16 protein-coding genes are annotated in these 12951 nt (G+C 55.6%); 9 read left to right on the forward strand and 7 right to left on the reverse strand.

What is annotated here, in order from left to right; all coding sequences use genetic code 11:
- Positions 1–129 precede the first annotated feature (129 nt).
- Positions 130–2097: an ATP-binding protein gene (locus ABC336_RS24870; protein WP_413241217.1), complete on the forward strand. Its 1968-nt coding sequence runs from the start codon at positions 130–132 to the stop codon at positions 2095–2097.
- A 3-nt stretch (positions 2098–2100) separates the two neighbouring features.
- On the opposite strand, the gene ABC336_RS24875 is transcribed toward ABC336_RS24870, so the two are convergent.
- Positions 2101–2337, reverse strand: coding sequence for an NHLP leader peptide family RiPP precursor (locus ABC336_RS24875; RefSeq protein ID WP_413241218.1), 237 nt, complete (start codon positions 2335–2337; stop codon positions 2101–2103).
- Between the two features lie 81 nt (positions 2338–2418).
- The gene (locus ABC336_RS24880; protein WP_413241219.1) at positions 2419–3360 is read right to left on the reverse strand and encodes a hypothetical protein; all 942 of its coding nucleotides are present in this window, start codon (positions 3358–3360) and stop codon (positions 2419–2421) included.
- 164 nt (positions 3361–3524) lie between these two features.
- On the opposite strand from ABC336_RS24880, the gene ABC336_RS24885 reads away from it, so the two are divergent.
- A complete protein-coding gene (locus ABC336_RS24885; protein ID WP_413242600.1) occupies positions 3525–4028 on the forward strand; it encodes a ferritin in 504 nt (167 codons plus the stop codon).
- Between the two features lie 225 nt (positions 4029–4253).
- Here ABC336_RS24885 and ABC336_RS24890 read toward each other — a convergent pair whose 3' ends face one another.
- On the reverse strand, positions 4254–4673 hold the full coding sequence (locus tag ABC336_RS24890; protein WP_413241220.1) for a pyridoxamine 5'-phosphate oxidase family protein: 420 nt from the start codon (positions 4671–4673) through the stop codon (positions 4254–4256).
- A 230-nt stretch (positions 4674–4903) separates the two neighbouring features.
- Between ABC336_RS24890 and ABC336_RS24895 the strand changes: the two genes are divergently transcribed.
- From ABC336_RS24895 to trhA, 5 genes are all read left to right on the forward strand, one after another.
- The gene (locus ABC336_RS24895) at positions 4904–5626 is read left to right on the forward strand and encodes a hypothetical protein (protein ID WP_413241221.1); all 723 of its coding nucleotides are present in this window, start codon (positions 4904–4906) and stop codon (positions 5624–5626) included.
- Positions 5627–5647: 21 nt separating this feature from the next.
- The gene (locus ABC336_RS24900; RefSeq protein ID WP_413241222.1) at positions 5648–6352 is read left to right on the forward strand and encodes a pirin family protein; all 705 of its coding nucleotides are present in this window, start codon (positions 5648–5650) and stop codon (positions 6350–6352) included.
- Positions 6353–6381: 29 nt separating this feature from the next.
- The gene (locus tag ABC336_RS24905) at positions 6382–6714 is read left to right on the forward strand and encodes a hypothetical protein (RefSeq protein WP_413241223.1); all 333 of its coding nucleotides are present in this window, start codon (positions 6382–6384) and stop codon (positions 6712–6714) included.
- Positions 6715–6849: 135 nt separating this feature from the next.
- Positions 6850–7065, forward strand: coding sequence for a hypothetical protein (locus ABC336_RS24910; protein WP_413241224.1), 216 nt, complete (start codon positions 6850–6852; stop codon positions 7063–7065).
- Positions 7065–7709: a PAQR family membrane homeostasis protein TrhA gene (gene trhA, locus ABC336_RS24915; RefSeq protein ID WP_413241225.1), complete on the forward strand. Its 645-nt coding sequence runs from the start codon at positions 7065–7067 to the stop codon at positions 7707–7709. The genes ABC336_RS24910 and trhA overlap by 1 nt, the downstream gene beginning before the upstream one ends.
- An 88-nt stretch (positions 7710–7797) precedes the next feature.
- On the opposite strand, the gene ABC336_RS24920 is transcribed toward trhA, so the two are convergent.
- A complete protein-coding gene (locus tag ABC336_RS24920; protein WP_413241226.1) occupies positions 7798–8139 on the reverse strand; it encodes a helix-turn-helix domain-containing protein in 342 nt (113 codons plus the stop codon).
- 171 nt (positions 8140–8310) lie between these two features.
- Here ABC336_RS24920 and ABC336_RS24925 point away from each other — a divergent pair, with 171 nt between their 5' ends.
- Positions 8311–8511 (forward strand): helix-turn-helix transcriptional regulator, encoded by a 201-nt coding sequence (locus ABC336_RS24925; RefSeq protein WP_413241227.1) that lies wholly within the window; start codon positions 8311–8313, stop codon positions 8509–8511.
- Between the two features lie 156 nt (positions 8512–8667).
- Here the strand turns inward: ABC336_RS24925 and ABC336_RS24930 are convergent, their stop codons facing one another.
- Positions 8668–9492, reverse strand: coding sequence for a lipase family protein (locus tag ABC336_RS24930; protein WP_413242601.1), 825 nt, complete (start codon positions 9490–9492; stop codon positions 8668–8670).
- A gap of 96 nt (positions 9493–9588) precedes the next feature.
- Entirely contained in the window at positions 9589–11292 is a 1704-nt protein-coding gene (locus ABC336_RS24935; protein WP_413241228.1) for an NAD(P)H-hydrate dehydratase, read from the reverse strand.
- 150 nt (positions 11293–11442) lie between these two features.
- Here ABC336_RS24935 and ABC336_RS24940 point away from each other — a divergent pair, with 150 nt between their 5' ends.
- Positions 11443–12414: a Gfo/Idh/MocA family protein gene (locus ABC336_RS24940; RefSeq protein ID WP_413241229.1), complete on the forward strand. Its 972-nt coding sequence runs from the start codon at positions 11443–11445 to the stop codon at positions 12412–12414.
- Between the two features lie 109 nt (positions 12415–12523).
- Here ABC336_RS24940 and ABC336_RS24945 read toward each other — a convergent pair whose 3' ends face one another.
- Positions 12524–12688, reverse strand: coding sequence for a DUF1328 domain-containing protein (locus ABC336_RS24945; protein ID WP_413241230.1), 165 nt, complete (start codon positions 12686–12688; stop codon positions 12524–12526).
- Between the last annotated feature and the right edge of the window lie 263 nt (positions 12689–12951).

Here is a 12951-nt window from a genome sequence, read left to right on the forward strand (position 1 = left end):
CCCGCCCCCCCCTAAAGGATCATTAGCAATGAATTTTATTTTTTTGAAAGCGGTCTTTCCAGGAGGACGAGGCGGGAATTTGTCGAAATTTAATACATATTCAAATGTAATGAAATTGATGGGGGTATTATGAAAGCTTCTCCTGCACATTGGCTGGTTCTCCTCGTAATGATGGCGTTCTTCTGGTCTGGAGTGCCGACTGGCATGGTGGCCCGGGGGCTCGAGCTTGCTCCTGGATCGGACAGATCATTGCCGCTCGCTCACACCGTCCAAGAAATAGAAGAAAAAACACCTGCCAATGTTTTGATCCGCAAATGGGAAATGAGCTGGGGTCCCGACACATCTGAACCAGGCGGTGGTTCGCAGGTCCCGGACACATCGTCCTGGTTCAACCTGGGTGATCACGAACCGCTTCCTCCGTTGCCTGACGGGGTTTCCTCGGCATGGCTGAGACTCCGGCTGCCGGAGTTGACATGGGACAATACTGTCCTGTATTTAGAGCGTTTGTACGGTCAGAATGTGCGCATATTTGCCGGCGACAAGATGCTATATGAGATGAATCGTGATTATATGTATGATGTCCATCGCATCCTGCTCCCTTTACAGCGCTCGCACTCAGGCGAGGAAATCCTGATCTGGGTCGATACACCAAAGGACAGACTCGGCATCGAAGAACCCGCCCTTGTAGGCGACTTTGAATCGCTTCATCCGACTTATGTCCGGCAGGAATTGCTGGATCTTATTTTGGGCAGTGCATTTATTTTTGTCGGCTTTGTGATGCTGATCTGTTTGGTCTTTCTCCAAAAGGAGCAATTCCGGAGGTGGCTGTCGCTAAGCTTGATTATTTTGTCGACCGGTCTGCTTGTCATTACTTATTCACCTTATCTTTACACCTTTTATCCGGAGCTTGGCGTCGTTGCGTTTCATCTGTTCGACTTGTCGTTATTGGTCTTGCTGCCATCATTGACCTATTTTTTCGAGCGGATGATCGATGATCGGCGCATGAGCTTTATCTCCAAGTTCCGCAAGTTCCAGGTCGGCTTCTCCATATTCTGTGCGGTTTGTTCAGTTATCAATGTTGCGACCGGATACGCGTACTACACTCTTTACTATATCGCTACTGTATTGTTGTTGGGCGTTATAATGCTCATACAGCTATGCATGCTTTTTGGCTGCTCGCTGTTCCTGGCCTTCAGGGGCAACAAGGATGCGCTTATCTTCTCTACGGGGTTTATGATCTCCGCGATGATGGGGATTATCGATCTGATCCTGTTCTATATGCGAGCGGGCAAGTATGACCTGACCCTGTGGAAGTGGGGCATCGTCACCGTGTTGCTCTCCCTCATCATCATCCTCGGCCGCCGGCTAGCCAGCAATCATAAGCAGCTGATCGCCTACTCCAAAGAGCTGGAGATGTTCAACAGCCGGCTCGAACGATCGGAGAAAATGGAGATCATTAGCGGACTGGCCGCCTCGGTCGCCCATGAGGTGCGCAACCCGCTGCAGGTTACCCGTGGCTTTCTTCAGCTGTTGCGAGAGAGCTCTTCGGCCAAGGACAAGCATTTTATGGAATTAGCGATTGATGAGCTGGATCGGGCATCGCATATTATTACCGATTTCCTTACCTTTGCAAAGCCTGAGCTTGAAGAAATATCTGTGCTCAATATTGCGCTGGAACTCAAGCATATCGAAGGCATCCTGCTGCCGCTGGCCAATCTGCAAGGGGGCACCATCCGTTTGGATATCCCGGCGCAGTTGTACATCAAAGGCAATTCTTCCAAGCTGAAGCAGGCTTTTATTAATCTTATCAAAAACAGCATCGAGGCATTAAACGGTCAAGGGGAAATCCGGATCTGGGCTTACAAGGAGAGGGAAGAAATCGTCATTCATATCAAGGATAACGGTGAAGGCATGCTCGAAACGGAGTTGGCTATGGGAGAGCCTTATTTCTCTAACAAAACGAAGGGGACAGGACTGGGGTTAATGGTAACCTTTCGGATCATTGAGGTCATGCAGGGGCGGATCGAATTCAAGAGCACCAAAGGCATCGGGACGGAAGCTGTGCTGCGCTTCCCGTCCGTCAGTGCCTCTGCCTAGCAATTACCACATGCCGTTCGGTGCGTCTGTGTCAAATACGTCTGCAGGGTTGGGAGGAATGACTACATAAAACTTGGTAGTCGTTTCCTCAACTGCCACAAGCTCGATCTCGCTGGGTACGGCGACGTCAAATGCATCTTCAATGGCTTTTGCCGGATTGGCCAAAAGGGCTTGTTTGAATGTGGCGTCTTCCCAGGCTTTTTGAATAATCTGGATTTTTAAGGTCTGCATGGCTGTCATTGTGTCATCGCTCCCTTTATTTTATAAAATGGATACCATTTCCACTAGAGTATAGCATGGGAATTGGGTAATTTCTACTATTTAATTTAAATTTTTATAGATCCAATGATTCAATGCGCCCAGCTCCAAAGACCTTCGTTCTTCTTCGAAGCGAACGCTGGCCTGGGCCAACTGATCTACGAGGAAAAGATGGAAGTCCAGAAGCTTGGGGGCAATAAAGTCCAGTGTTTTGAGTCGCTGGTGGGCGGCTATTGCTCTGGCGCTGTACCGTGACATAGCTCCACTCATATATAAAGCTCTGCGTACCTGCTCAGAAGTGATCGTATGTTGACTAGTTAATCCTTCCATGGATTTGATGAGCGCAACCAGTCCGTTGTAGCTTCCGGAGGCGAGGTCCTCCTCCCAATCTGCCCAATCGTCGTTCATCTGCAGCGTGACGAGCAGCAGGTCGACCATTTCCGATACCGGATAAAGAAGTTGCGCGCGGTCGCATAATAATAGCGCGCCTGTACTGGCAAGTTTGACTGGGCCGGCTTTTTTGGCGATGCGAAGCGGATCGGTCAGGAAGTAGTTTTCGTCGCGCTCGTTGCAGACCGTCGAAGACCACTCGGCAATATAGTTATCGTGGTACTGCCAGAACGACGAGTCATGGGGGAATAGCTTGCGGTACAAGCTAAGGTACTGCAGCATGAACAGCTCAGAGAGCGCCAGCTGCTCCGTCCAGCCGGAGGGCGATGAAGCCGCATCCATGACATCGTCCAAAATAAAGTAATGCAGCATGCCGAACACATTGGCCAAAGCGAGCTCTCGCGCATGCTCGCGGCGAAGCGGCAGGGCATCCTCAAGCCAGTAGGGGAGAAGATAACAGACATAATTTTTGGTGCTGCCTTCTAAAAGAGGGTTGAAGGCATCCATATACGTGTGCCCCAATTGTCCAAGCGGATCGGGGAAGCGGGAGACGCGCAGACGGGCATCATCAAAAATGTAAGCAAGCTCCTCCTTGTAATCACCAAACCAATGCATCCGCTTTACCTCCCGAGTCTCAGGTAGTAGGAATATAGTACCAGAATCATTATATGTCGAATGGAAGAAATTCACAAGAGTCATAAGGAAGAGAGGTTGCCGAGGATACGGCTTTTCGATATGATAGAAGCATCTTAGCAATGGTAAAGGATGGTGGTCATATGATGAACGATACGCTGCACAAGGCCCTTAACGACCAGATGAACTTTGAGTTCTATTCCTCCCAGGTCTATCTCGCGATGGCAGCCTATTTATCTGGCGAGAGCCTGGATGGCTTTGCCAACTTCTTCATCGTCCAGGCGGAGGAAGAGAAATTCCATGCAATGAAGATCTATACGTTCCTCAATAACCGGGGCAAACGGGCGACCATTACCGGCATGGACACCCCGAAAAATGATTACAAGTCGGTGCTGGAGGTATTCGAGGAAGGGTACCGTCATGAGCTGGAAGTGACTCAGCGTTTCTATCAGTTGTCTGACATCGCCATGAATGACCGCGAGCATGCGACGATCCAATTCCTGAAATGGTTTATCGATGAGCAGGTCGAGGAAGAATCGATGTTCGATTCCATCATCCAGAAGCTCAAACGGATCGATAAGGACAGCAACGCCTTCTTTATGATGGATGCCGAGTTCGCCAAACGCAGCTTTACGCCTCCGGCCGAGTAAGGCCGGCCAGGCACAGCAAAGCCCTTCCCGCTTTACCAACGGGAAGGGCTTTTTGCGCATTCACCAAAAGGCGAGAAAGTTCGGTTTTCAGCACCGAGAAGGTTGGAGGCAGGAGGAAATGAGGAGCGGAGCGTAGGTGAACCTACGTGAGCACCGGAATTTCCGACTGCATTCAAGATTCGATGTCGAATCCACTTCTATGAAACCCATCGTGCTGGAAAGCGACTACCGCTCCCAGACTTTCGTCTCCATGTCCGGACCGGTCAATTCGATGCGTTCCGGCGTGATGTCCAGGATGACATAATCGGGATCGTCCGGTCCGCTGAACCAACGTTCGAGCTCCTTGCTCCAGACCTTCTCGCGCAAGCTGTCGTCCTTGGTCACCTCGCCTTTGCCTTCGATGGAGAGGACTTCCCGGCCCCACTTGCCGTCGTAACCGACGAGCAGGAAGACCTGAGGGTTGTCCTTTAATTCTTCGACCTTATGCGTCTTGCGGCTGGTCGCCAGATGCAGCTGCAGGCCGTCATGGAACAAAGCCATATACCTCACCTTCGGCCGGTTGCCTTCTACTGTACCGAAGGAACAAAAGGGATTATCTTTGAGCACGTCGATGATTTGTTTCTCCAATGCCTGCTTGTCTGCCATGATTATTCCTCCTCTGTTGTCGGGTATAGGTTATGATACCCCGCTTAACCGGGTATGAATCGGCCGCATCCATGCAGGGAAGGCATTTCATTTTGCTGCCCGATCAACTATAATAAGGTAAGTGGAACAGAGCGGGCGACTGTTCCGGGCAGCGTGAATGACAGAAGGTTTTATTGCCGTATACTAACCCTCAAACGACCTGAGACTGGGAAGCAAAGGAGACGATGAGGATGTTTGAGCCCAACACAATCGAAGCGCAAGCTTCCGTATATCTGCTGGCCGGTGTCGCGACGAAGCCGAGTTTTTTTGAGAACTGCAGCGAACATGTCCGGGGCTTGTGCGGCATATACGGCTGGCAGTCCGGCGTGCACGTCATCTACCCTTACGGTGATCACACCCGCAGCCTGTTTGCTCAGGTTCGCGAGGTTAGCGGCGATGTGACCCGCCGTTTTCAAGCCTTCCGGATCGGCGGCAGGCTGGCGGCAGATGAGATCCGCAAGACGTACAACGGCGGCCTGCTCATCCTGATCGGCCACAGCGGGGGCGGGGCAGCCGCCTACCAGGCTGCGAGGATACTGGCGGACGAGGGGCGGCTGGATGACTGCCGGATCGTGCAGATCGGCTCTCCTCGCGTGCCCATCCTCCCGGAGTTCCGCGACCGGGTCTGCTACATCCACGCCGTGGATGAGCTCGGCAGACTCAAGGACCCCATCACCAAGCTGGGAAGCTGGGGCGGCTGGTCGCGACAAGGATTGAAGCTGCCTCGGTGGGACGGCGCCAAGTACGCCCCAGCCCATATCAAGCCGATCACCGTCGTGGGCGGACATGCCGATTATTTCCGTCACGAGGCCCCGTTTGTAGATGAGCAGCAGGTATCCAACATGGATAAAACGATCACCAATGCATGGACCTGGCTGCAGAGCGTCACCAAGCCGCCGCTGCAGCCGGAGTAACTTGGAACAGGAGTGTTAGCCATGATCGCTCATTATCCTGCAGAAGAACGGTATCAGAAAAATTTGGATTGGTTGAAAAGCCGCTTGAGCTTCTCTTTTGGCGATTTCTATGATGAAGACAATACAAACTTCGGCTGTCTGCGCGTCTTCAACAATGACATTATCAGCGGACATCGGGGCTTCGGCGCCCACCCGCACCGGGAGATGGAGATCGTCAGCATCGTGCTGAGCGGACAGTTGAAGCATGAAGACAGTACCGGCCACACGGCAGTTACCGGCTTTGGCGGCGTCCAGCGGATGAGCGCAGGCACCGGCATCATCCACTCCGAGGTCAATCCTGCGGATGAACCATGCGAGCTGATGCAGATCTGGTTCACCCCGTCACAGCCTGGCTTGCCGCCTTCCTATGAGACCTCGACTTATGAGATCGGGGAGCTCCAGGACAGGTTGCTGCCGATTGTCTCCGGTCAAGGGCATGCAGGGAAAGGGGTCGCACATATCCATCAGGATCTGACGATCTATATGTCTGACCTGAGCGCCGGTCAATCGCTGGTCCACGCAACAGGAGCGGGTCGCAGGCTTTATCTGTTCGTCATCGAAGGCGCCCTGGCGGCAGGCAGCTCGCAACAGCTGCAGCCCCGGGATGCGGCGAGGATCACGGGAGAGACAGAGCTGCTCTTGCAGACGGAGGAAGGCGCACGACTGCTGCTGATCGATATGCCTTGATCGTGTATATACAGGAGGAGGGGAGACGCTTGGAGGAGAACGTGAAGAAAAAGCTGCTGGTCAAACAGGTAATCGGCCGTCTGCTGCTCGATACGGATGATCGCCCCAATCCGTTTGCTCTGGAGGAGCAGGAGGAGGGATGGCGTATCATCATCGAGGAGGTGGCTCCCGAGCGGGCGGAGGAGATCGGCCGGCTCAGCGACGATCTCAATTTGTTTTATTTCGAGGAAGGCGCAGAGGGGATCAGCAAATGGTGGCTGTATGGCAAGCATACACCGCTTCGGCTGACGTACGACGGCCAGGAGAAGGTATTGGAGCTGACTGTCGACACCCGGGTCGCTTACTCCAACGAGAAGGTCTAGTAGTTAGGGCCAGAAATAAACGACCATAGTAACGTTATTTCAGGTTCGATCTACTCGTTCAAAGTCCGGACTGGCAAGGCAGCGCCAAACGCGTTATGATAGGAGTAACGTTTGATTAAGCTGAGGTGATAAACAATGACAGAACCAACAACCGGCTCGCAGCAGCAAGCGGAGGCGGCGGAACCTCGCAAGGTCTCCCTTGCGGAGGCGATGAAGCAGAAGCTGGAGCAGAAGAAGCAGGCCCAGGCCGCAGGCGGCAAGCAAAAGCATGATATCGCGGGCAATCAGGCGACGATGCGCAGCCAGAACACCAAGAAGATCAACAATCAGCGCAAGCGGATGGGCGTCTAATGGCGGCCACTCACGTCTTTTCCCGCCGGGAAGAGATCGCCAACAGTGTGACACACGGGATCGGGGCGCTGCTCAGTGTCGCGGCGCTCGTCCTGCTGATTGTGTTCTCTTCGCTCAAGGGAACGGCGCTGCATGTGATCAGCTTCACTGTCTACGGCAGCTCGATGCTGCTGCTCTATCTGGCGTCGACGCTTGTCCACAGCTTTCCTGCCGGCCGGGCGAAGCGAGTGTTCGAGGTGCTGGACCATTCGTTTATCTACGTATTCATCGCCGGCACCTACACCCCGCTGCTGTTTACGGTAATCAAGGGAACGCTGGGCTGGACATTGTTCGGGATCGTCTGGGGGATCGCTGCGGCCGGAGTCGTGTTCAAGTCCTTTTTCGTGAACCGGTTTCTGTTCACATCGACGATGATTTATGTCCTGATGGGGTGGATCATTGTCTTTGCCTGGAAGCCGCTTGTCGAGGGATTGGCTTCAGGCGGACTGAAGCTGTTGATTGCCGGCGGTCTTTGCTACACTGTGGGGACGATATTCTATATGTGGCGGAGCTTCCCGTACCACCATGCCGTCTGGCATCTGTTCGTGCTGGCCGGGTCGTCAACACATTTCTTTGCCGTATTGTTATATATGCTCCCTTCCTAGCTCCACTCCGGAGCCGGGCAAGCCTACCTAAGAGACGTCCTGCAACATGCAGCCGTCTCTTTTGTCATTTGCTTGCAGAGGCATCAGGCTATTCCTTCGTGTAAGGCCTGGAGGAGTCTGCGGTGCGGTACTTGCGGTACAATTCGAGCGAGGCGCGCAGATACCCGGCTTCATCCGAATTTCTAACTTCCATCACTACAGTATTCTCATCTGCCGGGCGGCCAGGCTTGTCCGGGGAACGTCTCCCCAGCAGATCGTCTACGGACACCCCGAAGCAGTCCGCGATCTTCATGACCGTCTCCAGATCCGGCTCATTAATATTATTCTCGTATTGCGAAATTGTCGACTTGGCGGAGTTCAGGATCAGGGCCAGATCTTTTTGCGTCATGCCGCGCGCCTTCCGAAGCTCGCGAATTCGTTCACCGATCATGCAATCATCCCATTTGCGTAATTATAGTTACTATGTATTGTACATGCAAAATGAACTTTCGTGCACTTAAATAAGTTACGATTCACGAAATGTGAATTATAGCTTGAAAAAATGGTAAATATAGCCTACAATAAGTGGTGTGTTCATGAAACGTGAACAGGAGTGAGAGGAATGAATGCCAGATTAAAAGCCGCACGCAAAGCCAAGGGACTAACGCAGGCGGAGATGGCTCTTCTGCTCGGCTATCGCTCGAAAAGCGGATATGCCATGGTGGAAAACGGCAGGAATGTACCGCCGCTTAATGTCGCACTGGCGATTGCGAAGATCGTCGGGCATGACGTGGAGACGTTATTCGTCAAGGATAGGGAGTAGATGAAAGTAGGAGGTATGAGACATGCTGCTTGACAGTTCGCCTTGGCTGCTGTTGATTGCCGTACCGATTGTCGGAATCCTGGTGGTGCTGGAAGTGAAGACGCGGAGAGCGCGCGCCGGCAAGAGCAAGTAGACGCGAGGAGGGGAGAGCGGCCGCTATCCTCTTCCTGAACGCCGGACCCTCACCGGACACCAGCCGGCAGGCTGGCTGCACATCGTGGCGGCGTAAGCGGGGTCTTCCAGGGCGAGCGCATTGAAGTAAGCGGCCAGCAGATGATTGCCTGAGACGGAGCCGCCTTTGAAGTCGAGCTTGTATTCTCCCTTGACGTGGAGATAATAATAGAATTTGTCGTTCTTGGGTGACTGATAGATGAGCGGGGGAAGACGGGGGACGATATCGGAGCGGTTGCTGACCCGGCAGCTGGTCTCCACGTGACGGTTGAAGAACCGGGCGAATACCGGGTCGCCGACACGCGGAGCGCCGTACGTATAGACACGGGGTTGGGCACGGGAGGAGCTGAGGGCTATGTCCAAGCCTGCCAGCGTAGCCAGTGCGCCGCCGAGGCTATGGCCAGTGACATACATGGCTTTGTTGGACGGGAGACGGTTCAGCAGCTTCAGCAGCGGCTCCCTGCAGGAAGCGTACAGCTCCGTGAAGCCGATATGGGTCAGTCCCGCTTTGCGGGCATAGGGAAAAGCCATCTGGCGGGCCACCATATCTACAGCCAGATCGGCGGCTGTGCCGGTACCCCGAAAGGCGACCACGATCGATCGGTCGGACTCGAGTACGAAGCCGAAGCGCTCCAGCGGGTTGCCCAGTGCCTGGGCGTCGATAATGCCCCTGATCTGGAACGTTCTAGGGACGAGGAAGGTCCCGTTGGTATCATGAAACTGCTGATAGGTCTGGCTGCATACCGCCGCGAGGAATATCGCAGTCCTGATGTCTATCTTCTTGTCCCGCATGATCGTCACTCCCGCCACAGGTCTCAAGCGGCTCCCGCCTGTATAGCCATCTTATGCCTACAGATGACAGGATGCTTGTGCCAAGTGACGGGTGTAATCCGCCCGAATCGCAGCTCACAGCTCCTCGATCAGATCTCCGGCGATGATCGATCCCGGAGAGCGGCGGCGGTCGGCGGCGGAATCGCCGGCCGACCCATGCAGATAGACCCCGAGCACGGCAGCCGCAGTGGCGGGGACTCCTTGCGCGAGCAGTCCGCCGATGATGCCGGCCAGTACGTCGCCGGTCCCCCCGGTAGCCATGCCGGGATTGCCGGTAGGGTTGACGTAGACCGCCCCTGATGGGTCGGCACAGACGGTGCGCGCTCCCTTGAGGACGACGATGACGCCATTGGTCGTCGCGTAATGGCGGGCGATGCCGATCCGATCGCGCTGGACTTCATCCGTGCGGCAGCCGCACAGTCTGGCCATCTCGCCGGGGTGCGGTGTCAGGATAACCTCTCCCGGACGCGGCGGCCAATCGGCGAAGTCCCCTGCTTCGGCGAGATGATTGAGCGCGTCCGCATCGATGACCACCGGCATCGCTGCAGGCAGCTCTTGCCACAGCTGGCGCAGCCAGCTCTGCATCGGCACTTTGCCGGTGCCGGGGGCGACCGCCTCGATCTCATACAGCGGCAGATCCGGCTCGGGGCCTGTGAGGCCGGGCAGTTGACCCATACCGGGTCCGACGACGAGCACGTCTCGCGATCCGGTCAGCTCGACCAGCTGGCCGGGGTCCGTCGCTGTCCAGTCGCCTCGCCCGAAGTCTGCGATAGCGGCCAGCATGAGCTCCGGCTGGGAGCCGATGACACCTTCGACCAGACGCTCCGGCAGCGCCCAAGTAACCAGCCCGCAGCCGCTGCGCAGAGCGGCTCTGCAGCAGAGCAGACCTGCGCCGCTCATCGCCCGTGTCCCGGCCGCCACCAGCACATGACCGTACGAGCCTTTGTGGGTATCGTCTCCGCGCGGCCGTTCGGGATCGACCCCCAGCTTGCCCCGCAGCAGCTCTGGCGTTACCAGCCAGGTCGGGCTGATCACCGGCGCTTCGGCGTCACAGGCCGCATCCAGCAGTGCTGGCGGGATGCCGACCGGCGCGACGAGCACCGAACCGGCCTGGGCTGCGCCCGGATGCTGGGCAAGTCCGCACTTGGCCAAGGCAAAAGTCAATGTGGCGTCAGCCCGGATGCAAGGCTCGGCGATTTGACCAGTATCGCTGTCAAGGCCGCTGGGCACATCTGCTGCCAGGATCGGCAGCCCGCTGGCGTTGGCTTCCCGGATCAGAGCGGCGTATGGCTCCTTGGGCTCGCCGCGCGTGCCCGTACCGAGGAGAGCATCGACGATCCCGCCCCATCTGCTCCAATCCAGCGTCTCCGGACGGTACACCGTGCATGCGATGTCCAGCTTATGGATGCTTCGGAGCTGCCGGTCCGCTTCGACACCGAGCCGTTCCGGCTCCTCCGCCAGGAGGATGTGGACCCTGACACCGAGCTCATGGAGATGCCGGGCGGCGACCAGACCATCTCCGCCATTGTTGCCTTTACCGGCCAGGATGATCCAGGGCTTGTCCGTCTGCAGCCGCTGCCGCACGTCCCCGGCAAGCGGCGCTGATCCTGGCAGCCGACGCACGGGTCCAGAGGCTTCCGGTTCTCCCCGCTGCAGTCTCAGCACCAGCTCAGCCAGCGCCCGGCCTGCATTCTCCATTAGTGACTGTACATTCACGCCGATATGTTCGATCGTGTACCGATCGAGCCTCCTCATTTCCTCAGACTGCACTAATCGCATCCAGATCCCTCCTTGCTAATAATTCTTTTTTACCACCGATACCCAGAGCGCAAACGACTTGTATCAAGCCAATCCGGCACATCCGAGGGTTGGATTTCTTTCATTGTCTGCTATACTGAAATTATTATAACCTACTTGAGGGGGAGCAGCATGACATTAAGCATCGGCCTTATAGGCACAGGCTCATTTGCGGCAAAACATGGAGACATCCTGGCAGCGATGGAGGATGTGAAAGTGACCGGGGTGGTCGGCAGCAGCCGGGAGAAAGCAGATACCTTGGCCAGCCGTTATCCAGGCGCGTCGGGCTACGGTGCGGTGGCCGATATGATAGAGGGCGCCAAGCTGGACGCCGCATACATCTGTGTACCGCCGTTCGCCCATGGCGGGGCGGAGCTGGCGCTGGCCGAAGCGGGGATTCCTTTCTTCGTGGAGAAGCCGCTTGGCGTCGACCTGGCGACGCCATCTCGCATCCTGGAGCAGGTAACCGCACAGAGCCTGATCACATCCGTCGGCTACCACTTCCGATATATGGACAGTGCTGCCAGAGCAAAAGAGCTGCTGGCAGGCCAGACAGCCGGGATGGCGATCGGACGCTGGCTGGGCGGCATGCCCGGCGTCTACTGGTGGCGCAAGCAGGAAGGCTCCGGGGGCCAGCTAGTAGAACAGACAACGCATATCATCGATCTGCTGCGATACTTGATGGGGGAAGTGACGGAGGTCTATGCGGCCTATGCCCAGCGGGTCATGCATGAGGAGATGGAAGGCGTAACCGTGCCGGATGTCGGTGCTCTTACGCTGAAGATGGCAAGCGGCGCGGTAGCGAGTATCACCAATACCTGCATGTCGCCGCATGCCGGCTCGGCCGGATTGCAGATCTATGCCAGCGGCGGTCTCCTCGAACTGGAACATCAGCAGTTGATCCATACGACAGCGGATCAGAAGGTGCACTACAAGAACAAGCAGGATCCTTATCAGCTCGAGAATCAAATCTTCATCGAAGCCGTCCGCACCGGCGATCCGTCAGCGATCCGCTCCACTTACGCTGATGCCTGGCGCACCCAGCAGGTGACAGAGGCAGCCGGACGCTCCGCGCAGATCGAGCAGCCGGTCCGTATCATCTGACGGACGGAAGGCAGACGAAAAGACCGCAGCAGGCTTGGCCTGCTGCGGTCTGGCGCGGTTCATGGCATGGAAGGCTATGCACCGCCGTACACTAAACATAGGGTATTGGCTATACTGACCCTCTTCGTCCTGTAATCAAGGATACTACGAACAGGATCAGGAAGATAAAGAACAGGACTTTGGCTACACCGGCAGCTGCATCTACGATGCCTCCGAATCCGAAGATTGCCGCTACGATTGCAATAATGAAGAAAATTGCTGCCCATCTTAACATAGTCATCACGCATCCTTTCTACATATGATTTTTTGGAAGTCAAGGTCTCGGTATGTTCCGGACTGCGTCCGCCGGATACGTCCTTCCCATCCGGGATGGGACCCAGTGTATAAAGCGGCTGCAACCTCGCTTGGTGGAGAATTAACCGTGAAACCTGGCCTTGAAACAGCTTTGCTCGTCGTATTCATTTGCCAGCAAGGTCTGATTCAGTGACAGTGCCGGAGGGTAAACGATATACAAATGAAAATTAAGTGTGTTCGGTA

The sequence above is a fragment of the Paenibacillus jepli genome, from assembly GCF_047238105.1.
Classification (GTDB): domain Bacteria; phylum Bacillota; class Bacilli; order Paenibacillales; family Paenibacillaceae; genus Paenibacillus_D.